Source organism: Allobosea sp. WAO (assembly GCF_001509835.1).
Lineage (GTDB): Bacteria > Pseudomonadota > Alphaproteobacteria > Rhizobiales > Beijerinckiaceae > Allobosea.
In genome coordinates this window covers 113318-137012 of sequence record NZ_JXTJ01000015.1, presented here as the reverse complement: position 1 = coordinate 137012, position 23695 = coordinate 113318, and the positions used below count along the sequence as shown (strand labels likewise).

The following is a 23695-nucleotide window of genomic DNA, read 5'->3' as shown; positions in this document are numbered from 1 at the left end:
AACTCATTCCAAAAACGATCTAGCGACACATAACCGCGATCCGTGCCAACGGAAGGATTCAGTGCCTGTGAAAGAGCCTCAACCCCTTCATCACGTGACGAGCGCCATCAACGTCGAAACGATGCCTAACGGATGGTCCGCCCGGGGCCTATTCTTACGGAAAGCTGACGGGTCCGTAGAGATTTTTGCACCTCTCGTCGATTACATGATGGCGTTTCCGACCAACTCAACAACATGGCAGGACACCGTATCTCGCGGCCTCGGATTATTTTGGGACTTTTGCCAGACTCGAGGACAGCCAATCGCCGACGACGCCCTGGAGCGTGGCCTCAACGTCCAACGCCGTCTCTACCGTGCATTCGCCATGTCTCTTCTCAGCGGCACAATAGAAGCGGGCGATGATCCTGATGGGCTCTTTTGGCCCCGCACGCCGCTCTCAAGAGCCAAAATACTCGTATACGCCATCGAACGATTCTCAGACTGGGCGCATGCCGAAGGACCAGACAACCCGTTGCGCGCCCTCCCTGCCCGCTGCGTTCCGACCGATGCATTGTCGTTCTCCGAGCACCTTGTCTGGGCACGTCGACGCCAAGTCTCGATGTTGTCTCACTTGACCCCCACAAATGTGAAGCGAACAACGCCCCGCCTCATCGATCTTGGTCGAACGACGGGAGGACAATCGGCGGAGGAGGCAAAGTTCTTCCCGCCTGACCAGTTGGAGCCACTCCTTTGGATCGGCCATCAGCGGCCAGGACAGCTCCACGCGACTAATCCTTACCTACGATACAATATCCGAGACCAAATGATGGTTCTACTCGATGCGTACGGAGGCTTCCGCCGCAGCGAAGGGTTGCATCTCTGGATCCAGGACATTGTGGAAGAACCCGAAAGGCCGGGTCATGCCCTGGTCGTCATCAATCATCCGGCCGAAGCCAAGGTACGATATTCGGACCCGTTGAGCGGAAGCGAATGTTCGCTGTCACGAGCGGAGATCCTTGAGCGCCGATACAGTTTGCGCCCCCGCCATGAAGTTCTTCGAGACCGATATCACGCCGGTTGGAAAGGTATGGATCTCAACAAAGACAACCAAGCCTTCGTGTACTGGCTCGACGACAATGCAGCGACGCTGTTTTGGGTACTATACCTTGGCTATCTGCGGTTCATCCGCGGTCCAATTATGGAAAAACGTCGAAGCCTTGGCGGCAGGGACCATCCGTTTCTCTTTGTAACCGAACGAACTTCTCAAGCCAACGGCGCCATAATTGGGGACCCTTACTCCCCAAAGGGCTACGAACGAAACCACGCGGCCGCCGTGCGCCGGATCGGTCTAGAGCATACAAAAGCGCGCGGGACGACAACACACGGACTGCGCCACCTCTACGGGCAGACCCTCTCGAACCTCGGTGTCCCCCCATCTGTGATCAAGAAGGGACTGCACCACCGACATTACCTTTCACATGTTCCCTACGTCGTACCAACCAAGGCACAAATCAACGCGCAGTTAGAAGCAGCCCGCCGACGCATGATGGGAGAGGTCGTTCAGATCCCAACTATCGGCCATGAAAGTTCGGGTGCGCTACTTGCTCTCAGGGAATTCATAACATCAGGAGGGTCGCGTGTTTGAATCTCGCTTCAACCACGTAACGATTGCGAAGAATATCGGCGGATCTTGGTTCAACCCGGACGAACGACGCTTCGCCCTGATACCAAGCATCAACGATACCGACAGCGAGAACCTAGCTACTCTGATCGAGGAGATGGTAGAGAGCTGTCGCCGGGATGGCAGCCGAGTGGCTCAGGACGATTTTCTTTACGAGCTTCACGGCCTGCACGCACAGAGGGCCGTCCTGTGGCCATTGGGTATCCTCTTCGGCCGTTCTGCTATCGGCGATATAAACGCGCAATGGTTCCAGTTCTTCCTCCAAGAAACTGACCCCGACTTCGCACTATTACGGTCGGAACTAGATAAACTTTCGCATTTTTCGAAATTCCCAGCGCGACAACGTCGAGACCGCTCATTCTCAATCTGGAAATGGCTTGCCGCGCTCAAATTCTCCTCAGACAATGTTGAGTATCTCGAGAATATTCAAGAAGCGCACATCGTTGAATTGGGACGATTGTTTCGACCTAACGGGCTCTGGGCGGAATGGACGTCTGAGCTACACCGACGAACCCTGAATCGCCTGGTACGCTTAATAGCTGAGGTCACGAACAATCCGCAGTTCTGCATTCAAGTAAATCGTCAAGTTCGTAGAAAGAAGAGCAGCCGAACCAAAATTATTTCGCCTGAAACCCCTCACCTTCAATGGCTCCGGGACGATTTCAACCGCTGGCTAGACGAGAGAGTTCTTCTCCAAAAAAGAGCTTATTTTCGCGCGCTACGCCTACTGGAAAAATATTTTAACACCCGCCCTCCTGTTGAGGTCGACAAACCAGAGAAGGCGCTCTCCCGACCCAACATGCTTGGTCTACTTGAGTTCTCGAAAACTTGGTCAACGCCAGCTCAACGTATAAATTCGATCGGGCGGATCTTCGAATTCTTCTGCTGGATGGAAGACGAAAGCCGTGATCAGAATGGAAATACCTCATTCAAATTCGCACTCTCATACGGAGACATTGAACGATTCAGAGCTTCTCAGGCATCGAATGTTACCACATCGAAAAACGGCGATGTCGCGGCCAAGCCGATGCCAACACGAATGCACGTCGAACTGAAAAAAATAATATCTGAAGATAACTTTGCTTGGGCAAGAGGCCTTAAATCTCGCGCGGATGGACGACCACTTCATTGGATTACGTGGAAAAATCCTGATTCCGGGCATGCGGAACCCGTATTCTGTGAGGTATTACCTCGAATGCTCCTGCTTATGTTGGATTTACCGCTGCGAAATGTCCAGGTTCGGCGGCTCGATAGCGGAGAGGGCGACAGCCGGTACTGGAATCCCACGGAGAATAAATGGGGCCCAGCCGAAGGACCACATGCCGGTTACTGGAAGGCCGTCGGCGCAAAAAACACCCGGCGCGGAGTATTTCGAGAGATTCACTCCCAATTTGGAGGCAACACGAGCACTCTAACGGGCTTCTGGATAAACTCCAATAAAACACAAGACAGGCCGAACCTATTTGACGAAAATTCGGGATATGAGATGCCTTGGGAATTTATCGAGGCGTTATATAATCTCTTTAAGATGCGAGAATGGCAAGAAAAATACAATCCGGTAAATGGACCTTTGCCGCTCTCAAAGACTCCATACGGTATATTTATCGACGACCCGACTGAGGCGGTTAAAGCTCTGATCCCCGACCGATTCTATATTTTTAGATACCCGCTGAATGTCGGACCAAGAGGCAATGAGGCGCCACCCAGCTACAAGGTAATACTTCAATTCTTCTATGATGCGCTGGAAGAGCTTGAGCTTCGCCTCAATTCTGAAGACCCCAGTAATCCGATTACTATCATTACCGGACGCGACGCAAGTGGGGCGCCAAAAAAGGCAATATTCACTCTACATGGATTGCGCTCCTCAACGATTACCAGCCTCTACAATGAAGGCGTCCCGATTGCGGTTCTTAGTAAGCTCATAGCCGGTCACGCGACCATCCTCATGACCTTGAAGTACACGAAATTTGAGCCGTCGCATGTAAGTGAAATTCTGACGCGAGCTCGCCTTCAAGCTCTTGCCAAGGCGGCCGATGCCTTCCCCGTCTTCCTGAAGAAAGCGACCTTTGAACAGGCCGCCAGAATGACAGCTCGCCTTCACGATGATGGTCTAGCCCAGTTGAAGGGCCCTTACTCCGACGGGTCCACGTGGTCTCGAATGGACATCGGAATTTGTCCAAATGGAGGAACGCTCTGCCATATCGGTGGAGAACTCTGGCAGGCTCGAAATGACCTAGGAGTGAACAAGTCACGCTACAAGCCCGTCCCGGGCGGCTCGAGGAATTGTGTGCGGTGCCGCTTCTTGGTCAGCGGGCTACCCTTTCTGATCCCGCTGTGGGGCCACTCCAACTTGATTTCTGCGCGACTGGACATGCTGAAAGAGCGTATCGAGGAACGCGACGCTGAGATCAAGAAGCTCAAAGCCGAGCGCCGAGATGCAAACGCCAAGGGAGAGCCCGTGCCTCCTGCTCTGCGCCAACGCATCGCAGTCCTCGAGGCCGAATGGGACGCTGAAACTCAATCACAGGAGCAATCTGTGGCTGACATACACGCAACTATGACGCTAATTGAGTTGATCCGCGCGATCCGAAAAGTAACCGCAGAAGCGAGTGAAGACGGCATCCCGATGGTGATCCGAAAAAAAGGTATACCAGAGGTGTCTGGGCGAGAGTCCACCCGCTTCGAACTCACGGACTCGGTCGTCCAGATGAGTCGATTCTATGTATCTCTAGACAGGCCAGAAATTGAAAGGGAGAGAGACGAATTCTTGAACCGCATTCTCTACCAGAATGGCTATATCCCTATAACCTTGGCGCCGCTTTCCCTTGAAGAGCGTCGCGCTGGGGCGGACGCGATGGCGGCCATGCTGCTGGGCGAACTTGGTGCTCAGGAGGCCCAGAATCTAATCGAAGGGCGAAAGACGCTCGAAGAACTCGGCCTCCAGGAGCGCATTCAGGAGGTCGCCCGGAAAAGCATCGGGCGTCCGCTTGAGCGGGCCGCACTCACTCCGTCCGGCCGCGAGATATTGCTCGAACTGAATGCGCAGTAAGCATTGCGCGCGGTCCTTTCGACGGATGCCATATCCGAGATATCAGCCGGGAAAGCGCCGTTGAAGACCTGCTGGCGGCGTCCTTGTTGAAGGCGACCCGGATCGGTTTCTCGATCTTGAATCGTCGATCCCATCCCTCGTCCGATCGGGAGAGCATTTGTTGAGAGAGCTATGTCAATGAACGCCGAAGAGAAGCAAGCTCTGGATATTGTCAACGCAACGCTCAAAGGATTTGTGGAGCGCGCCACCAATTCGACAATCAAGTCGAAGCTCCAAAACCTTCACAGCGTACTTTACCACCTCGTCGTGAATGGGAAGCAGCGGCTCACCGTACCATTGGTGGTCCAGACCTACGCGGCACGCATCCATGCCAAGGAGCAGAGCTTAGCTGAGCCATCGATACGCAATAAGCGAGGCGGAGCCAATCCTTATCATGGTTTGTACCGGGCTTGGGAAGCTGCTTCCGAAGTGATCCTGCGCCCGCGAAGACAGAGGGGCGGCCCACTTGCCGCGGTTGACATTGTCGGCGACGAAGATTTGGCCCGACTTGACCCGGAACTAAAGCACCGCGTTGCCCTGCTTGCTGCCCAAAACAGAAGCTACAAGGCGCAGCTCGATATTCTCAGACGGGCTCGGGAAGCACCCACCATCTATTTGGCCGTAGCGAGCAAACTCGAAGGCGTCCCACCTACCGTCGCGAACGGACAAACTTTAAGCGAAGCGGAGGTCAGCGCGCTTAAGGATTTCGTTGCCGTAAGACGGATGAGGGCGCGAGGCTTGCGTCAAGCGGACGATGGCAGCGTCGAAACATTGGAGGGTCGCCGCCTGACCGATCCAGGATTCTTGGATGCTTTGGAGAAGATTGTAAAGACCTACGACACAGGGGATATCTGAGGCCCGTACGTGCCTGCATTCCCTGCGCAGCTTAGTATATCTAAGTAATGGCGCTCCCTAGGGGACTCGAACCCCTGTTTTCGCCGTGAGAGGGCGACGTCCTAGACCGCTAGACGAAGGGAGCGTTACTTACTTTATACTGCGATATACTTTACTATTACTCTTTCTACTAGCCAGTCAATTCCATTCGTCTAGCTCACCAAATCCAGCCCGCGAACGGACCTCGTTGGTAACCCTACCACCCTTAATCCCCTGCCCCTACTCACTTGGTAGGTAACCTGGGGGGTAGTCACGTCCTAGACCGCTAGACGAAGGGAGCAGCGCGGCAGGCCGTCCGTATAGTCGGGCCTCGCCCGCTCTGCAAGCCTTTCCTGCACCGCTATGACAAAAGCTTTGCGCAAGCCCGAGCGATGGCTCCGGCCGCGCCGTGTTCGGCCGCGCGCGGGCGCCCTGCCCGGCCCGTGCAGCGTGATCAAAATACCCGTTTCGTCGGTGTTTCTGCGATGATATTGGCCCGGCGGGGCTGCTTTTCACGATCGGAGCGCGCTGCATTGCGCGAGAGCCCCGGCGTCGCCCCGGGCTTGTGCCGTGGGCTGAACCGGGTGCGCCAGAGCCCTGTGCCGAGCCCCAAACCTCCGCAGCGGAGTATGGCTGCGCCGGCAAAGCGCCGGGCCGGGCGGCGATTCGCCCGGAGCGGCGGAGGGCTTCCGCAAGCCGCAGCAAGCATCAGGCCCCGGCCGAAAGGCGGCGACGAGGCGTTCGTCAGGCGGCCGGGCGCGCCAGCGCCGGATAGTCGGTATAGCCTTTGGCATCGCCGCCATAGAAAGTACCTGCGTCAGGCGCGTTCAGCGGCGCGTCGAGCCGTAGCCGTTCCGGCAGATCGGGATTGGCGATGAAGAGCCGGCCAAAGGCGACAAGATCAGCCTCGCTTTTCTCGACAGCTTCGATGGCGAGCTCGCGGGTGAAGCCGTTATTGGCGATGTACGCGCCGCGAAAAGCCTTGCGCAGCGCCTGATAGTCGAAAGGCAGATAGTCGCGCGCCTCGCGCGTGGCGCCCTCGACGACATGGATGAAGCCGATGCCGCGCTTGTCGAGCTCGCCGACGAGATAGCCGAACAGCTCCTGCGGATGCTTGTCGCGGGCATCGTTCGCCGGGCTGACCGGCGAGATCCGGATCCCGATCCGCTCCTTCGGGAAAACCCGGGCGACGGCATCCACCACCTCGAGCGCCAGCCGGGCGCGGTTCTCGATCGAGCCGCCATAGGCGTCGTCGCGCTTGTTGGAGCCGTCGCGCAGGAACTGGTCGAGCAGATAGCCATGGGCGCCGTGCAGCTCGATGCCGTCGAAGCCGGCTGCCTTGGCATTCTCAGCCGCCCTGACGAAATCGGCGACGATGCCGGGGATCTCGTCGAGCCGCAGCGCCCGCGGCTCGGAGACTTCGGCGAAGCCGCTTTCGATATAGGTCTTGGTGTTGGCCCGCAGGGCCGAGGGCGCGACCGGCGCCTGGTTGCCGGGCTGCAGCACGCTGTGGCTGACGCGGCCGACATGCCAGAGCTGGGCGAAGATCACGCCGCCCTGCGCATGAACGGCATCGGTCACCGCCTTCCAGCCGGCGACATGCGCGTCGCGATAGATGCCGGGCGTCCAGATATAGCCCTGGCCCTGCTGAGAGATCTGCGTCGCCTCGGTGATGATCAGCCCGGCGCCGGCGCGCTGGCGGTAGTACTCGACATTCAGCGCGTTCGGCGCATCATCATGCTTATTGGCGCGGTTGCGCGTCAGCGGCGCCATCACGACGCGGTTCTTCAGCGTGAGATCGCCGAGCTGGAAGGGCGTGAACAGCTTCGCGACGGAAGCGCTGGCGGAAGCAGCAGAATGGCTCATCTTGACGGTCCTCGTCGGGCAGTCGCCGGGCGGGTGGATGACACGGAGACGGCGCCCCGGCCTTTCGGCTTGGGCGCGCGCTCGCTTGAGACCCGACCAGCTTGGCGAATTGACGCGCCAGCGCAAGCCGGCGGCGCAAAATGGCCAGATCCATCCCCCTGCGAGGCATCGCAGGGATGAGCCTTCCGCAGACGCCGCTGAAGACGATGGCAATCGCCTCCAGCGCGGCGCTGCGCGGCGGCCGTCGCTGGTTCGGCGCCGGGCTGAAGGGGCTCGTCGCGCTCGTCTATCCGCCCGCCTGCATCGCCTGCCGGGCGGCGACGAGCGAGGCGCAGGGCCTCTGCGCCGGCTGCTGGGCCGGGATCGGCTTCATCGAACGGCCCTTTTGCGAGCGCCTCGGCACGCCCTTCGAAGTCGATCTCGGCGCCGGGCTGGTTTCGCCCGCGGCGATCGCCGATCCGCCGGTCTTCGCCCGGGCCCGCGCCGCCTGCCGCTTCGACGGAACGGCGCGCGAATTGGTGCACCGGCTGAAATATGGCGACCGGCTCGAGCTCGCCTTGATGCTCGGCCGGATGATGGCGCAGGCTGGCCATGAGCTGACCGCAGAATGCGACCTCGTCGTGCCGGTGCCGCTGCACCCCTTTCGCCTCTGGACGCGCCGCTTCAACCAGGCTTCCGCGCTGGCAAAGGTGGTGGCGCGGCAGTCCGGCCTGCCCTGCGAGCACCGGGCACTGGCCCGCGTCAAACGGACGAAGCAGCAGGTCGGGCTGACGCGGGCGCAGCGCGGCGAGAACCTGCAGGGCGCCTTCAAGGTGCCGCCGGCGATGCGGCCGCGGCTCGAGGGCCGGCGCGTCCTACTCGTCGACGACGTTCTGACCACCGGCGCGACCGCCAATGCCGCGGCCCGCGCCCTGCTGCGCGGCGGGGCGGCGGCAGTCGACGTGCTGACCTTCGCCCGGGTCGTGACGGAAAGCTGAGCCGGCCCTATATACGAAAGCCAGAGACAGCGACCCGGACCCGAGCGATGCCGCAAGTCACGATCTACACCACGAGCTGGTGCCCCTATTGCCACGCCGCCAAGGCACTGCTGACCAAGAAGGGCGTCGCCTTCGAGGAGATCGGCGTCGACGGCAAGCCGGAGCTGCGCCAGGCGATGACGGCCAAGGCCGGCGGGCGCACCTCGGTGCCGCAGATCTTCATCGGCGAAAGCCATGTCGGCGGTTCCGACGATCTTCACGCACTCGATGCGCAGGGCAAGCTCGACACCCTGCTCGCCGCCTGAACGGAGAGAGCCATGACCAGCACGCGCTTCATCGCGGCCTGCGTCCAGATGCGTTCGAGCCGCGATCCGCTGCGCAACCGCGACGATGCGGTGCGGATGATCGGCGAGGCCGTCGCCCAGGGCGCGCAATTCGTCCAGACGCCCGAGGTCACCAATCTCTGCGAGCGCGACACCAGGCGCCTGCGCGAGACCTGCCAGACCGAGGCGGAGCATGAGGTTCTCGCCGGGCTGCGCGAGGCGGCACGCGACCGCAAGATCTGGCTGCAGATCGGCTCGGTCTCGGTCAAGGCCGGCGAGAAGATCGCCAACCGCGCCTATATGATCGACCCCGAGGGCAACATCGCCGCGCGCTACGACAAGATCCATCTCTTCGACGTCGATCTGCCCAATGGCGAGACCTGGCGCGAGTCGAACACCTTCAGCGGCGGCGCCGAGGCGGCCCTCGCCGAGACACCCTGGGGACTGGTCGGCATGTCGATCTGCTACGATGTCCGCTTCCCCTATCTCTACCGGGCGGAAGCGGAAGCCGGCGCCTTCATGCTGACCGCGCCGGCCTGCTTCACCCGCCAGACCGGCGAGGCGCATTGGCAGGTGCTGCAGCGGGCAAGAGCCATCGAGAACGGCGCCTTCATGGTCTCGGCCGCACAGGGCGGCGTGCATGAGGATGGGCGCGAGAGCTATGGCCACTCGATCATCGTCGATCCCTGGGGCCGCGTCCTGGCCGAGGCCGGCAACGAGCCGGGCGTGATCCTCGCCGAGATCGACCTCGCCGAGGTCGCCAATGCACGCGCCCGCATCCCCAGCCTGCGGCACACCCGTTCGTTCGCCGTCGAGACCTGGCAGGCCGAGCGCCCGCAGCGCGACGCGGCCGAATGACCCGCGGGCTTGGCGCCTGAGGCGCCAGGCCCCATTTCAAGTGATCGAGCACTGAAGACGTTTCGGCACGCCGCGCAGTGCGGCGCCCGACCAGAGAAGACATGATCCGCTACGCCCTCATCTGCGATAATGGCCACGGCTTCGAGAGCTGGTTCGCCAACTCCTCCGGTTTCGACGAGCAGGCCAAACGTGGCCTCGTCGCCTGCCCGTTCTGCGACAGCATCAAGATCGAGCGCGGGGTCATGGCCCCGGCGGTCGCGCGCACGGATCGCGGGCAGCGCCCGGCCGAGCAGACTGAACCAGCCGAGGCCCCCGCCACCGCTGCGCCCGCACCGGCACCAGCTCCCGTCGCGCTGATGGGCGAAAAGGAAGTCGCCTTCCGCGCCATGCTGACCGCCCTGCACGATCACGTCGCCAAGAATGCCGAGCATGTCGGGCCGCGCTTCGCCGAGGAGGCGCTGAAGATCCATCACGGCGAGAGCGAAGGCCGCGCAATCTATGGCGAGGCGACAGCTGAGGATGCGAAGATGCTGAACGAGGAAGGCGTCGACTTCCTGCCGCTGCCGAAGCTGCCGGGCGCGAGGAACTAGAGGCAGCCCTTCCAGCGTCATGGTCGGGCTTGTCCCGACCATCCACGCCTTCCGTTGGGAATGGCGGTGTTCAAGACGTGGATGCTCGCCACAAGGGCGAGCATGACGAGGATCTCGCCTGCAGCGGCCTGCCTCGCACGCATTTTGACTTGCCATAGCCTCATCGCGGGCATATACCCGCGCCTATGTCCTCGCCCTGCATCTGCACGACACTGCGCTCGGCCTCGCGGCGAATGATTGCCTTTTATGACGAGGCGATCGCGCCGGTCGGGGTCAACATCGCGCAGTTCAGCCTGATGCGCTCGATCGCCCGCATCGAGCCGGCGACGCTGACCGAGCTCGGCCACCGCGTCGACCTCGACCGTTCGACCGTCGGCCGCAATGTCCGCGTGCTCGAGAAGATGGGTCTCGTCGCACTCGGGCGCGGCGAGGACCAGCGCGAAGCGACCGTTCAGCTCTCCGATGCCGGGCGCCAGGTTCTGGCCGATGGCGCCCCGCTCTGGGATGGCGCCCAGAAGGCCCTCGACGATCGACTCGGGGCCGATTTCATGAAGCAGCTGCGCTCCGCCCTCGATTCACTCTGATTTCCTCACACAAATGCGGGTATCTACCCGCGACAGGAAGGCGCCATGCAACCGGACCTCGCCACCCCACCCGCTCCCTCAGGCCTTGCCAGCGCCCTCGCCCGCCGTGGCATCCATTACGGCTGGCTCGTCGCCGCCGTGACCTTCCTGACCATGCTGGTGACCGCGGGCGCGGTCGGCGCGCCCGGCGTGCTGATCGGGCCGCTGCAGAAGGAGTTCGGCTGGGCGACCTCCGAAATCTCCTCAGCGCTGGCGATCCGCCTCGCGCTGTTCGGCCTGATGGGCCCGTTCGCCGCCGCCTTCATGAACCGCTTCGGCCTGCGCCCGGTCGTCGCCGTTGCGCTCACCTTGATCGCCGTGAGCATCCTCGGCTCCTTTGCCATGACCGAGCTTTGGCAGCTGATGCTGCTCTGGGGCGTCGTGCTCGGCCTGGGCACCGGTATGACCGCAATGGTGCTCGGCGCCACGGTCGCGACGCGCTGGTTCTCGCACCGGCGCGGCCTCGTCGTCGGTTTGCTGACGGCGAGCACAGCGACCGGCCAGCTCGTCTTCCTGCCTCTGCTCGCCTGGCTGACCGACCAGGTCGGCTGGCGCTCCGCCATGCTGCTGGTGCTCGCTCTGATCGTCGTCGCGGCGCTCGCCGTTCTCGCCCTGATGCGCGACCGGCCGGTCGATGTCGGGCTCGCGCCCTATGGCGAGACGGCGCTGGTGCCCGCGCCTGCCACGCCGGCCAGCCTTGCAGCGATGCTCGTCTCGCCGCTCGTCGCACTGCGCGAGGCCGCACGGACGCGCACCTTCTGGGTACTGTTCGGCACCTTCTTTGTCTGCGGCGCCAGCACCAACGGGCTGGTGCAGACCCATTTCATCGCGCTCTGCGGCGATTACGGCATGGCCGCGGTGACGGCGGCGGGCGTGCTCGCCGTGATCGGCATCTTCGACTTCCTCGGCACGGTCGGCTCGGGCTGGCTCTCGGACCGCTATGACAGCCGCTGGCTGCTGTTCTGGTATTACGGGCTGCGCGGGCTCTCGCTGCTCTATCTGCCCTTCACCGGCTTCTCGTTCTACGGCCTGTCGCTGTTCGCGATCTTCTACGGGCTCGACTGGGTCGCGACGGTGCCGCCGACGGTGAAGCTTGCCGCCGACCGCTTCGGCGAGAAGGCGAACCTCGTCTTCGGCTGGATCTTCGCCGGCCACCAGCTCGGCGCCGCCTTCGCCGCTTATGGCGCCGGCTTCAGCCGCACCGTCTATGACAGCTACCTGCCGGCCTTCTTCATCGCCGGCGCACTCTGCCTCTTCGCCGCCGCCTTCTGCATCACCATGCGCAGCGGCAAGGCCGGCGCGCTGGTCGCGAAGCCGGCCTGAGCCAAGGCGAGGTCGGTCAGGCCGCCCGGTCCGGGCGCGCGGCGAGCTGGCGCTGGACGGCGCGCGCCAGCCGGCGCACGCCCTCGGTCAGCACCTCCGGCGCCGAGCGGGTGAAATTCACCCGCATCGCGCTCTTCAGCGCCCCATCGGGATCGAAGACGCTCGACGGCACGAAGGCGATCTTTTCCAGGAGCGCATGGGCGTAGAGCGCATCGGTGTCGATCTCCGGCGTCTTCGCCCGCATCCAGACGAACATGCCGCCGGGCGGCACCTCCCATTCGAACCAGTCGGAGAGATGCTCGCTCGCCGCCGCGCAGAGCGCATCGCGCCGCTCGCGATAAGCGGCGACGATCTTCGGTACATGCTGCGCCTCGAAATCGCTCTCGATCATCTCCAAGGCCAGCGCCTGCGTCAGCAGGCTGGAGGCGATGTCGGTCGACTGCTTGACCAGCGCCAGGGCTGAGATCAGCGATGCCTCGGCGACGATCCAGCCGACGCGCAGGCCCGGCGCCAGGCTTTTCGAGAGCGTGCCAAGATAAATCACCGGCCCGTCATAGGCGCCGTTCGGCTGGCGTTGCGCATGATGGGCGAGGATGCCGGGCCCGGCCGGCCCGTCGAACTGCAGCGGCAGATAGGGATCGTCCTCGAGCAGCCAGGTCCCGGCTTCCAGCACCTTGTCGAGCAGCCCGGCCCGCTCTTCCTGCGAGACGAGCACGCCGGTCGGGTTGGAGTAGTTCGGCACGGCATAGACGAACTTGGCCTGCCGCAGCGCCGCGTCATGGCCGGCCGCCTGCAGGCTCCAGTCGAGCTTCTCATAGCGCGGCGCGCGCGGCCGCCAGGCGTCGAGCGCGCCGAGATAGGTGGGGAACTGCGAGACGATCAGCTCGCCGGGATCGACCAGGAGCTTGCCGACGAGATCGAGCCCCTGCATCGCGCCGGTGGTGAGAAGCACGTTCTCCGGGCCGAAGCGGCGCCCGCTCGCTTTCGAGACGCGCTCGGCCACCGCGGCCCGCAGCGCCGGCAAGCCCTCGATCGGCCCGTATTCGAGGATCGCCGAACCCCAGCGCGTCAGCGCCCGCTCCTGCGCGGTAGCCATCACCTCGACAGGATAGAGCTCGGCCGCCGGCAGCCCGCCGGCGAGGCTGATGAAATCAGCCTGACCGCCGATCGCCATGAACTGCTGGGTGATGCTGTTGCCGGTCGAAAGCCAGCTGGCGAGCGCCGGGCGGCCGGTGCGCCTTTCGGAATGGGACATGCTTCTCACTGCGACTGCGGATAGTGGACTGCTGATGATCGCGGCGACCCTACAGAGCCTCCCGCTCCCGGGAAACCACCCCGCGCGCATGGCGCCGCCCCCGGCCCGGCAGTGGCCAGCCCCGGCCGGCCGGGGCATAAGCGCGGAAAAGGGGAGCAGAAGACCATGCGCATCGTCGACGTCCGCGAGATCACGCAACCGATCGCCTCGCCGATCCGCAATGCCTATATCGACTTCTCGAAGATGACGACGAGTCTCGTCGCCGTCGTCACCGATGTCGTCCGCGACGGAAGCCGCGTCGTCGGCTACGGCTTCAACTCGAACGGCCGCTACGGCCAGGGCGGGCTGATCCGCGAGCGCTTCGCGCCGCGCCTGCTGGAAGCCGAGGCGAAGAGCCTCATCAATGACGCCGGCGACAATCTCGATCCCGATCGCTGCTGGGCGGCGATGATGAAAAACGAGAAGCCGGGCGGCCATGGCGAGCGCTCGGTCGCCGTCGGCACGCTCGACATGGCGATCTGGGACGCCACCGCCAAGATCGCCGGCAAGCCGCTGTTCCGGCTGCTCGCCGAGCGCCATGGCCGGCAAGCCGACCCGAAGGTCTTCGTCTACGCCGCCGGCGGCTACTATTATCCCGGTAAGGACGACGCCCAGCTGCGCGCCGAGATGCGCTCCTATCTCGACCGCGGCTATCGCGTCGTGAAGATGAAGATCGGCGGCGCCCCGCTCGCCGAGGATCGCCGCCGCATCGAGGCGGTGCTGGCCGAGATCGGCAAGGATGCGCAGCTCGCCGTCGACGCCAATGGCCGCTTCGACCTTGAGACCGCCGTCGCCTATGCCAAGGCGATGCGCGACTACCCGCTGTTCTGGTACGAGGAGGCGGGCGACCCGCTCGACTACGCCCTCCAGGCCGCGCTCGCCGAGTTCTATCCCGGCCCGATGGCGACCGGCGAGAACCTCTTCAGCCATCAGGACGCCCGCAACCTGCTGCGCTATGGCGGCATGCGGCCGGATCGCGACTGGCTGCAATTCGACTGCGCCCTCTCCTACGGGCTATGCGAGTACCAGCGCACGCTCGCCGCGCTGAAGGTCGCCGGCTGGGGTTGGGATCGCTGCATCCCGCATGGCGGCCACCAGATGTCGCTCAACATTGCCGCTGGCCTCGGCCTCGGCGGCAATGAGAGCTATCCCGACCTGTTCCAGCCCTATGGCGGCTTCCCTGACAGCGTCCGCGTCGAGGACAGCCATATCGTCATGCCGGAGCTGTCGGGCATCGGCTTCGAGGGCAAATCCGACCTGATCAAGGTAATGCGCGAACTGGCGGAGTAGCATCCGCTTCGCTTTCCATCGTCATGGTCGGGCTTGTCCCGACCATCCACGTCTTCGGTGATCGAAGACGATGCTCAAGACGTGGATGCCCGCCACAAGGGCGGGCATCACGTCGAGGCAATGACCCAGCTCATATCGAACGGTAGCCTCGCCTCACCTCATCCCAAGGTCTGAGGCGACCTTTCGCTCCCACTGGCGTTATCTTCGCTGCAGTGCAACAATCAGTTTGCACGAGCTCAAAGACGGCACGGCAGGGAGCGACCATGAACGCGATCGATCCGCTTCGGAACCAGACCCAGCGCGATAAGCCCTGGATCTTCCGGACCTATGCCGGCCATTCCGACGCCGCCGAATCCAACAGGCTCTACCGGACCAATCTCGCCAAGGGCCAGACCGGGCTTTCCGTCGCCTTCGACCTGCCGACCCAGACCGGCTACGACCCCGACCATGTCCTCTCGCGCGGCGAGGTCGGCAAGGTCGGCGTGCCCGTCACGCATCTCGGCGACATGCGCACCCTGTTCGACCAGATCCCGCTGGCGCAGATGAACACTTCGATGACGATCAACGCGACGGCAGCCTGGCTGCTCTCGCTCTATATCGCCGTCGCCGACGAGCAGGGCGCCCCGCGCCCGGCCCTGCAGGGCACGACCCAGAACGATCTCGTCAAGGAATACCTCTCCCGCGGGACTTACGTCTTCCCGCCGCGCCCTTCCATGGCGCTGACCACCGACATCGTCGTGTTCACGGCCCGCGAGCTGCCGAAATGGAACCCGACCAATGTCTGCTCCTACCATCTGCAGGAGGCCGGCGCCTCGCCGGTGCAGGAGCTCTCCTTCGCGCTCGCGACCGCGATCGCCCTGCTCGACTCGATCAAGGCCCGGCCGGAAGTCTCGGCGGAGGAGTTCGGCAGCGTCGTCGGGCGCATCTCCTTCTTCGTCAATGCCGGCATGCGCTTCGTCACCGAGCTCTGCAAGATGCGCAGCTTCGTCGAGCTCTGGGACGAGATCACGCTCGGCCGCTACGGCGTCACCGAGGAGCAGCATCGCCGCTTCCGCTATGGCGTGCAGGTCAATTCGCTGGGACTGACCGAGCCGCAGGCCGAGAACAATGTCTACCGCATCCTGATCGAGATGCTGGCGGTGACGCTGTCCAAGAAGGCCCGCGCCCGCGCCGTCCAGCTCCCGGCCTGGAACGAGGCGCTCGGCCTGCCGCGCCCCTTCGACCAGCAATGGTCGCTGCGCATGCAGCAGGTCCTGGCCTATGAGACCGACCTGCTCGAATTCGGTGACATCTTCGACGGCTCGACCGTGATCGATAGCAAGGTCGCCGAGCTCAAAGCAGCAGCGCTCGAGGAACTCGCCAAGATCGACGCCATGGGCGGAGCGCTGGCCGCCATCGAGACCGGCTACATGAAGCAGGCGCTGGTCGAGAACGGTGCGCGCCGGATCGAGGCGATCGAGCGCGGCGAGCAGATCGTCGTCGGCGTCAACAAGTTCACCAATAGCGAGCCCTCGCCGCTCTCGGCCGGCGAAGGCAATGTCGTCACCGTACCGGACTCGGTCGAGATCGAGGCGGTCGGCCGTCTGAAGGCCTGGCGCTCGGCCCGCGACGCCAGGGCGGCGGAGGTCGCGCTTTCCGAGCTGGCGAGCGCCGCCAAGGAAGCCCGCAACGTCATGCCGGCCTCGATCGCCTGCGCCAAGGCCCGCGTCACCACCGGTGAATGGGCCCAGACCCTGCGCGAGATTTTTGGCGAGTACCGCGCCCCGACCGGCGTCGACACGACCAAGCTCGGCGACGATGCCGGCCTCGCCACCGTGAAGGCCGCCGTCGCCCGCGCCACCGAAAAACTCGGCCGCACGCCGCGCTTCCTGGTCGGCAAGCCCGGCCTCGACGGCCATTCGAACGGCGCCGAGCAGATCGCGGTCCGGGCCCGCGATGCCGGCATGCAGGTCAGTTATGGCGGCATTCGCCAGACCCCCGAGGAGATCGTGACCCAGGCGAAGGAAACCGAGGCAGATATCATCGGCCTTTCCATTCTTTCGGGTTCGCATCTGCCGCTGGTGCGCGACGTCACCGCGCGCCTGCGCGTCGCCGGTATGGAGGTTCCGGTCGTGGTCGGCGGCATCATCCCGCCCGATGACGAGAACGCCCTGCGCAATATGGGGGTCGCGGCGGTCTACACGCCCAAGGACTTCGCCCTCGACGGCATCATCGCCGATGTCGCCGGGCTCGCGGCGAAGGAGCGCTGACGCGGGAGAGCCCCAAGGTAAACGCTAGTCATCCCGGCCGGAGCGAAGCGCAGAGCCGGGATCCATGCCTGAGCTTCCCGAACAAGCGCTCTGGCATGGGTCCCGGGTCAAGCCCGAGACGACCCTGTGGTTCCGACCGAAACTAGTGCGGGCTACCTCGCCCCTCTCAACAGCCCCTGCTCAGCCGCCGGATCGAGCGGGCCTTCCGCGCCGCGATCGAGTAGGAAGGCCTCGGCCAGTGCGCCGCCGCTCGCCGGCTTGTAGCCCGCACTCTCCGGCGGGGTCGCCGCCACGAACTCCGTCCGCCAGCCCTGCCCATCCCGGCAGTCGACCCCGTTCCAGCCGGGTTTGCCCTGTCCGGCGCCGGAGATCGTGTACTCGCGGCAGAGGCGGCCATCGGCGAGCTTGTGCGAGGCGATGATGCGAAGATTCCCGGCCGGCAGCGCGACCGCCCCGCCGCTCGCCACCGTGTCGAGCGCCGCGCTTAGCGCGGCCCGGTCGAGACCGGCCACCGCAATGCCGGGGGAACCTTGCCCCCCTCGCCCTGCTGCGAGATAGCCGGCGACGCCCCCCGCCACGAGCAGGAAGCTCGCCGCCAGCGGCAAGCGCCAGCCGGCGCGGCGAGCACTCGTGCGCGGCGCGGCTATCGGCTTCTCCCCGGCGCCACCGGCGATCACCGTCAGCCTCGGCTGCGCCTGCGCGGGAGGGGCATCCGCAGCGTCGATCGCGGCCAGGAGCCGCTCCGGCACAGCTTCCGGCTTCGGCTCGCCCTCGGCTTCGAGCAGGAAGCGCGTCTCGGCGAGGATGGCGAAGCGCTCGGCCAATTCGGGATCGGCCGTGACCAGCGCATGCAGCCGCTCGGCCTCGCCGGCGGAAAGCTCGCCATCGGCCAGGGCGGTCAGCATCTCGTCAGAGACTTCGGGCTTCGTCATTTCGCTTCCATTCCCAGTCTTGCCGCCAGACCCTGCCGCGCCCGCGACAGGCGGCTCATCACCGTGCCTATCGGGATCGCCAATTGCTCCGAGGCGGCGCGATAGCTGCAGCCCTCGACGCAGATCAGCATCAGCAGCCGGCGATGCTCCTCCGGCATCTGCGCCAGCGCCTGCTGGACGGAATCGACGGTCAACGCGACCTCGTTCACCTGCCGCCCATCCTCGCCCGGCAGATCGAGATGGGCATCGATTTCCTCGGTACGCCCCTCGCGCTGGCGCTTGCGCAGCGCATCGATCCAGAGATTGCGGGCGATGCTGAACAGCCAGGCATCGAGCCTGGTACCCTCCTGAAACTGCGCCTGCGCCTTCAGCGCCCTCTCGCAGCTCGCCTGCGCGAGATCGTCCGCCTCGCTGGCCGAGCGCGTCAGCGTCATCGCATAGCGACGCAGGCGCGGCAGCAACGAGACCAGTTCCGTCGCGAAGGGAGAGAGCCCGCCTGCCGTTCCCGGCAGCGGGGGGCCGCTGGCTATCTGGCCTGGTCGCATATCCGACATCGGCTTTTCTCGGTTTCGCTGGCGTCTACAGCGGGCAGGACAGGCTGCCCCAGCCGAAGACCGGGTCCCGTCCGGGAGCGCCGAGGTCCCTGGCCTCGGCCGAAAGTGCCGCGAGCAGCGCCTGCGGCTGCGCCTTCTCGTCCTGCATCCGGCGATGCGCGAAGGCGAGCGTCACCAAGGGCGCTGCATAGGAGGTGCCCGAGCGCGGCGGGCCGGGCCGCATTGCCTTGTCGGGGAACTGGACGCGAACGCCCGGCGCCGCGAAGGCGAGATGTGCGCCGCGATTGGCGCGCGCATAGACCTTGCCGTCGCGGTCGATCGCGGTCACCGCCACCGCCCAGGGATAGGCGGCGGGATAGAGCGGCTCGGCGCCCGGCCCGCCATTGCCCGCTGCCGCGACCAGAACCGTGCCGCGACCATGCATCAGGCTGCCGATCCGCTCGACCAGCGCATTGGCCGGCCCGGCGAGGCTGAGGTTGACGACCGGCACCTGCCGCCCGGCCAGCAAATCGAGCGCGGCGGAAAGGTCGAAGCTGTCGGCATTGGCGCTGCCGCCACGCCGGTGGAAGGCATCGACCGCTACGATGCGCGCGCCCTCGCCGCCCGTCCCCCGGGTCAGGAGGATCGCGACATCGGTCCCGTGCGCATCGCCTGCAGGCTTGTAGCCCGGCTCGCGCACGCTCTCGGTCTCGATCGCCCTGCCGGCGAGGGCCGGATGGGCGAGGTCGACGCCCGTATCGACCATGCCGATCGTGCCGCGCGCCACGCAGGACCCGGCGATGCGCGCCTCCGGCGCCAGCAGGGAGAAGCAGCGATTATCCGGGCATGGCGCCGCGACGCCGCGATAGAGATGGTTGAGATCGACCAGCGCCGCCGGAAACAGCGTACGCACCCGCTCCACCGCCCGTGCCGTCGAGAGGCGCCGCGGCACGCGCATGCGCACCGTCAGATTGCCGACGAGGCCGAGACTGCGCTGCGCGACCAGGCGAAACCCCTCCTCGCGCAGCCGGGCGATATCCGCCTCGGTCAACCCTGCCGCGACGATCTCGCGCGGCACGGCCTGGACCGCGGGGCGCTGCGGGCGCGCCGAGCGCTGGCTCTGTCGTGGCGCGCTCTGCCCGATTTCGAACAGGCCGAACAGGTTGAAGGAACGGATATGGCGCCCGCTGCTGCTGCGCTCCGCGCTGCCGCCGCCTCCACCGCCGCCTGAACCTCCGCCGCCAGAGCCGCCGCCCGTTCCTCCGCCACCGCCGTCGTCGCCGCCGCCATCATCGTCGGCGAAGGCGGCGGCGAAGCGGCCGGAGGCATCGGGCAGGCCGGCGAAGGGCAGCAGTGCCAGCCCGAGACCGAGCGTCACGGCACGGGCCAGCCTAGCCAGTCCGGCGGTGGAAGGGCGGCGAAGCCTCATGCCGCCGACCTCTCGCCGCGCAGGCGAATCCCGACGCCGATCATGCGCACCGCATCCTCGGCGGCCCGGCGCAGCAGCTTCTCCGATTCGGCGATCGCCTCCTCAAGCGTGCAGGGCCGCTTCAGGATACTGGCGAAGGCGTCGATGCCATGCTCGAAATTGATCCGCACCTTGCCCCGACCGATCGTGCCGGCGAGCGCCACCACCGGAATGCCCAGCGCCTTCGCGCGCCGCGCCACCTCGGCCGGGATCTTGCCGAACGGCGTCTGCTCGTCGAGGCAGCCCTCGGCGGTGATGACGAGGTCGGCCTGGCCCAGCAGGTCGTCGAAAGCCAGATATTGCATCACGATACTGTAACGTGGGTGCAGCCTTGCGCCCAGCAGCCCCTGCAGGCCGGCGCCCAGCCCGCCCGATGCGCCGCCGCCGGGCGCGCTCGCAAGGTCATGGCCGGTCGCCTCGCGCAGGCAGGCGGCATAGGTTTCGAGCGCCGCTTCCAGAATGACGACCTGTTCGGGCGTCGCACCCTTCTGCGGCGCGAAGACACGCGCCACGCCTTTCGGGCCGAGCAGGATGTTGTGCCAGTTCACCGCCGCGTCGAGCCTGACGCTATCGAGGCGTGGGTCGCGCCCCGAAAGGTCGATGCGAGTGAGATCGGCGAGCGCACCCCCACCGCGGGCGATCTGCTGCCCGTTCGCATCGAGCAGGCGGATGCCGAGGGCCTCGGCCATGCCGGCCCCGCCATCGTTGATGCCGCTGTCGCCGCAGCCGATCAGGATGCGTTCCGCGCCGGCATCGAGCGCCGCCAGGATCAGTTCGCCGACGCCATAGCTCGTCGTCAGCATCGGGTTGCGCTGGTCGCGCGGGACCAAAGCGAGACCGGCGGCAGCGGCCATCTCGATCACCGCGGTCTTCGGACCGGGACGGCCGAGGAAGCCGAAGCAGGCGGCGACCGGCTGGCCGACCGGCCCGGTCACGGTCCGCTCGTGAAGCTGACCGCCGGTGGCGGCGACCAGCGCCCGGGTGAAGCCTTCGCCACCATCGACCAGCGGCGCCAGCAGGGTTCTGGCGTCCGGCATGGCGGCATGGACGCCCGAGGCGATGGCGGCGGCGACGTCGCTGGCGTCCAGGCTCTCCTTGAAACCCGAAGGGGCGATCAGGATGTTGAGCGTCATCGGATGATCCTCACAGTGCCACGAGGCCTTGCGCCTCTGCTCCGTAAACGATGCCGCTCCGGGCTTATTCCGATGCCGGCTCATTATTTTTCGGGCCGGGCGGCTCAGCGCAAAGCCAGGCCGAACAACGGCCAGATCCAGAGCGAGAAACCCATCAACAGCGCGAACATCACCGGCAGCAACGCCAGCGAAAGAAGCATCAGGTCGCGCGCCGCATAGGTCGGTTTTTCGAGATCGGCATAGAGCGCGACCGGCTTGGCGCTGACCGCCAGCGTCTGGCAGAAGCCGGTGCCCATCACGATCAGCACGATCAGCGCCCCGGCATCATAGCCATGCGCGACCAGCGGCAGGGCGAGCAGCGGAATCAGGATGGTCGCCCGCGCGCTACGCGAGGTGATCAGCAGATGCGAGAGCAGTGCTACCGCGGCGACCAAAGCCGCCACCGCCGGCACCGAGCCCAGCGCGCCGGGAGGCAACGCTGCGAGCAGAAGCTCCATCAGCGATTTCGCCGCGCCGGTCGCGATCAGCGCGCTGCCCATTAGCGTGGTCGCAGCGAGGAACAGGATGAGCTGCCATTCGACCGTCCTGGCCGCCTGCTTCATCGAGACCGGCGCGAGCGGCTTCAAGGTCACCGCGACGGCACCGAGCAGCGTCACGACCGCGGCATCGACGCCATGCAGGCCCTGCGTGCTCCAGCCGAGCACGACGAGGCCGATCACGGCGCCCACATAGAGCTGTTGACGCGTCAGCGGGCCGGTCTCGGGCGCGGGCAGAGACAGTGCCCGCCTCCGCTCGGCCGGCGCGAGGAACAACCACAGGACGAGCGCCATGGCGGCGAGGCTGGCGATCACCGCCAGCGGCAGCGCCATCGCCATCCAGCCGAGATAGCCATAGGCGCCGCCACCGCTGCGTACGATCATCTCGACCGCGATCAGATGCGCGCCAGCGCCGATCAGCGAGCCGCCCGCCGAAAGCAGGATCACCGTCGGGAACAGCAGAGCGAGCGCCCGATTGATCCTAGTATCGTCGATGGCGGCGGCGAGGGCCAGATAGACCGGCAGCAATAGTGCCGCCCGGCCAGAGGTCGACGGCACCACGAAGGCGGTTGCGATAATCACGGCGGTGACCGCGAGGAACAGGGCTCTCACGGTGCGGACGCGGGGCAGGGCCGAGAGAGCCAGCCGCTCGGCGAGCCCGCAGGCGCGCAGCGCCGCCGCGATGATGAAGGCGCCGATCAGGAGCCAGATCAGCTCGCTGCCGAGCGCGCCATGGAGCTGCTGCGCCGGGACGGTGCGTGTTGCGACCAGAATTGCCGCCGCCGCAAGCGCGATCAGCGTGTCGTCGAGCGAGGTCAGGCACCAGGCGATCGTCGCGAGGCCGAACACGATCAGCGCGATCCGGGCCTCGGCCGGGAATGGCAGCCAGAGCCAGATCGCCGCGCCGAACAGGGCGGCGAGCCCGAGCGGGAGGATCGCGGCGCGAAACGGCAGCCGCATTTCCAGGGCGGGAAGGGCGAAAGACCGCGGCCCGCCGATGCGGGCCCTGGTCAGGATCTGGGTCGGGACAATGCTCATGCCGCGCAAACGACGGCGCGTGCCTGCTTATTCCCAGCCGCGGCGGAAAATCTGCGCGGCCCTTTAGACTGCGCCGGTGCTCTTCAGCGTCTGATAGGCCTTGAGGATTTCCTGGAGCGTGCCCTCGCGCGAGCGGTCGCCGCCATTGGCGTCGGGATGGAAGCGCTTCACCAGTTCCTTGTAGCGCGCCTTGATCGCCGCGCGGTCGGCGGTGTCGTCGAGGCCGAGCGTCTCCAGCGCCTTGCGCGCGACGATGCCGACGCGCGGCTCCGCCTTCGCCTGCTGCTGGCCTGCGCGGGCGCCGAAGATATTGAACCCGTCCTGGACCTCCGGCCCGGCTGCGCCGCCGGAAACCCGGCCGCGCTGCGACATCCGCGCAGCCTTCGAATTGACGCCGAGCTTCCAGGTCGGCCGGTGGCCGATCTCTTCCTGCTTCGCATAGGCGGCGAGCGCCTCGTCATTCATCCCGGCGAAGTAGTTGTAGGTCGCGTTGTAGGCCTTCACATGGTCGAGGCAGAACTGGAAGAACTTGCCTTCCTTGCCGCGCCCCATCGGCGCCCGAAACTCGCCGGCCTTGGTGCAGCCGGCATGGTCGCAGCGGCGCGCAGGTTCCTCGACGACCTCCTCCGCTTCGGAGGGGCCGATCCTGATACGATCGAAAAGGCGCGAGTTGAAGTTCATGCTGGACGGGTTATGGGACCGGAACGTGAAAGCGACAAGTGTGCCGCGGCAGTGAGTCGTGCCGCGCGACAAGGGCATGATCATGACCACAATGGCTGAACGGATTACGACCAAGCTGGAACAGGCGCTGGCGCCCGCCCGCCTCGCCGTCATCGACGAATCGCACCAGCATCACGGTCATGCCGGCTGGCGCGAGGGCGGCGAAACCCATTTCAGGGTGGATATCGTGTCGCAGGCCTTCGCCGGCAAGAGCCGGCTCGAGCGCCACCGCCTGGTCAATGCCGCCTTGGCCGAGGAACTGGCCGGCGGTGTGCACGCTCTGGCGATCGTGGCGCGCGCGCCCGCAGAAGGCTGAGCTGA

Annotated in this window: 20 protein-coding genes and 1 tRNA gene; 12 read left to right on the top strand and 9 right to left on the bottom strand. The window is 65.2% G+C overall.

Features of this window, described 5'->3' with window-relative positions; genetic code table 11:
- Positions 1-208 precede the first annotated feature (208 nt).
- The 3 genes from DK26_RS28730 (at position 209) to gmtX (ending at position 5603) form a co-directional block, all read left to right on the top strand.
- Entirely contained in the window at positions 209-1624 is a 1416-nt protein-coding gene (locus tag DK26_RS28730) for a tyrosine-type recombinase/integrase (RefSeq protein ID WP_184231681.1), read from the top strand.
- Entirely contained in the window at positions 1617-4709 is a 3093-nt protein-coding gene (locus DK26_RS28725) for a VPA1269 family protein (RefSeq protein WP_083533551.1), read from the top strand. Before DK26_RS28730 ends, DK26_RS28725 begins: the two co-directional genes overlap by 8 nt.
- Before the next feature lie 177 nt (positions 4710-4886).
- Positions 4887-5603, top strand: a complete 717-nt coding sequence (gene gmtX, locus DK26_RS23980; protein WP_157089818.1) for a gamma-mobile-trio protein GmtX — start codon at positions 4887-4889, stop codon at positions 5601-5603.
- A 48-nt stretch (positions 5604-5651) separates the two neighbouring features.
- Here the strand turns inward: gmtX and DK26_RS23975 are convergent.
- A tRNA-Glu gene (locus DK26_RS23975) sits at positions 5652-5727 on the bottom strand.
- Between the two features lie 638 nt (positions 5728-6365).
- Positions 6366-7487 carry an alkene reductase gene (locus DK26_RS23970; RefSeq protein ID WP_066478113.1) on the bottom strand — a complete coding sequence of 374 codons (1122 nt, stop codon included), beginning with the start codon at positions 7485-7487 and terminating at the stop codon, positions 6366-6368.
- A 176-nt stretch (positions 7488-7663) separates the two neighbouring features.
- On the opposite strand from DK26_RS23970, the gene DK26_RS23965 reads away from it, so the two are divergent.
- The 6 genes from DK26_RS23965 to DK26_RS23940 all read left to right on the top strand — a co-directional run bounded on the left by DK26_RS23965 (position 7664) and on the right by DK26_RS23940 (position 12181).
- On the top strand, positions 7664-8464 hold the full coding sequence (locus DK26_RS23965; protein WP_248310093.1) for a ComF family protein: 801 nt from the start codon (positions 7664-7666) through the stop codon (positions 8462-8464).
- Positions 8465-8511: 47 nt separating this feature from the next.
- Positions 8512-8769 carry a glutaredoxin 3 gene (gene grxC / locus DK26_RS23960; RefSeq protein ID WP_066478112.1) on the top strand — a complete coding sequence of 86 codons (258 nt, stop codon included), beginning with the start codon at positions 8512-8514 and terminating at the stop codon, positions 8767-8769.
- Between the two features lie 12 nt (positions 8770-8781).
- Positions 8782-9645, top strand: coding sequence for a carbon-nitrogen hydrolase family protein (locus tag DK26_RS23955; protein ID WP_066478109.1), 864 nt, complete (start codon positions 8782-8784; stop codon positions 9643-9645).
- A 101-nt stretch (positions 9646-9746) separates the two neighbouring features.
- A complete protein-coding gene (locus DK26_RS23950) occupies positions 9747-10235 on the top strand; it encodes a DUF1178 family protein (protein ID WP_066478107.1) in 489 nt (162 codons plus the stop codon).
- Between the two features lie 233 nt (positions 10236-10468).
- Positions 10469-10819, top strand: coding sequence for a MarR family transcriptional regulator (locus DK26_RS23945; RefSeq protein ID WP_248310092.1), 351 nt, complete (start codon positions 10469-10471; stop codon positions 10817-10819).
- Between the two features lie 45 nt (positions 10820-10864).
- Positions 10865-12181 carry an MFS transporter gene (locus tag DK26_RS23940; RefSeq protein WP_066478101.1) on the top strand — a complete coding sequence of 439 codons (1317 nt, stop codon included), beginning with the start codon at positions 10865-10867 and terminating at the stop codon, positions 12179-12181.
- A 16-nt stretch (positions 12182-12197) separates the two neighbouring features.
- Here DK26_RS23940 and DK26_RS23935 read toward each other — a convergent pair whose 3' ends face one another.
- Positions 12198-13436, bottom strand: a complete 1239-nt coding sequence (locus DK26_RS23935) for a PLP-dependent aminotransferase family protein (RefSeq protein ID WP_066478097.1) — start codon at positions 13434-13436, stop codon at positions 12198-12200.
- Positions 13437-13601: 165 nt separating this feature from the next.
- On the opposite strand from DK26_RS23935, the gene DK26_RS23930 reads away from it, so the two are divergent.
- Complete coding sequence (locus DK26_RS23930) at positions 13602-14765, top strand: mandelate racemase/muconate lactonizing enzyme family protein (protein ID WP_066478095.1); 1164 nt, start codon at positions 13602-13604, stop codon at positions 14763-14765.
- 263 nt (positions 14766-15028) lie between these two features.
- Positions 15029-17014: a protein meaA gene (locus DK26_RS23925; protein WP_066478090.1), complete on the top strand. Its 1986-nt coding sequence runs from the start codon at positions 15029-15031 to the stop codon at positions 17012-17014.
- Between the two features lie 152 nt (positions 17015-17166).
- Here the strand turns inward: DK26_RS23925 and DK26_RS23920 are convergent, their stop codons facing one another.
- The 6 genes from DK26_RS23920 to DK26_RS23895 all read right to left on the bottom strand — a co-directional run bounded on the left by DK26_RS23920 (position 17167) and on the right by DK26_RS23895 (position 23335).
- Positions 17167-17946, bottom strand: a complete 780-nt coding sequence (locus DK26_RS23920) for a hypothetical protein (RefSeq protein WP_066478087.1) — start codon at positions 17944-17946, stop codon at positions 17167-17169.
- Positions 17943-18500, bottom strand: a complete 558-nt coding sequence (locus DK26_RS23915) for an RNA polymerase sigma factor (protein WP_248310091.1) — start codon at positions 18498-18500, stop codon at positions 17943-17945. The genes DK26_RS23920 and DK26_RS23915 overlap by 4 nt, the downstream gene beginning before the upstream one ends.
- A 25-nt stretch (positions 18501-18525) precedes the next feature.
- A complete protein-coding gene (locus DK26_RS23910) occupies positions 18526-19908 on the bottom strand; it encodes a S8 family serine peptidase (RefSeq protein ID WP_157089817.1) in 1383 nt (460 codons plus the stop codon).
- A complete protein-coding gene (locus DK26_RS23905; protein ID WP_066478083.1) occupies positions 19905-21080 on the bottom strand; it encodes a glycerate kinase in 1176 nt (391 codons plus the stop codon). The genes DK26_RS23910 and DK26_RS23905 overlap by 4 nt, the downstream gene beginning before the upstream one ends.
- 104 nt (positions 21081-21184) lie before the next feature.
- Positions 21185-22654: an SLC13 family permease gene (locus tag DK26_RS23900; RefSeq protein ID WP_066478082.1), complete on the bottom strand. Its 1470-nt coding sequence runs from the start codon at positions 22652-22654 to the stop codon at positions 21185-21187.
- 63 nt (positions 22655-22717) lie between these two features.
- A complete protein-coding gene (locus DK26_RS23895) occupies positions 22718-23335 on the bottom strand; it encodes a J domain-containing protein (RefSeq protein WP_066478075.1) in 618 nt (205 codons plus the stop codon).
- 76 nt (positions 23336-23411) lie between these two features.
- Here DK26_RS23895 and DK26_RS23890 point away from each other — a divergent pair, with 76 nt between their 5' ends.
- Complete coding sequence (locus DK26_RS23890; RefSeq protein ID WP_066478254.1) at positions 23412-23690, top strand: BolA family protein; 279 nt, start codon at positions 23412-23414, stop codon at positions 23688-23690.
- Positions 23691-23695 lie beyond the last annotated feature (5 nt).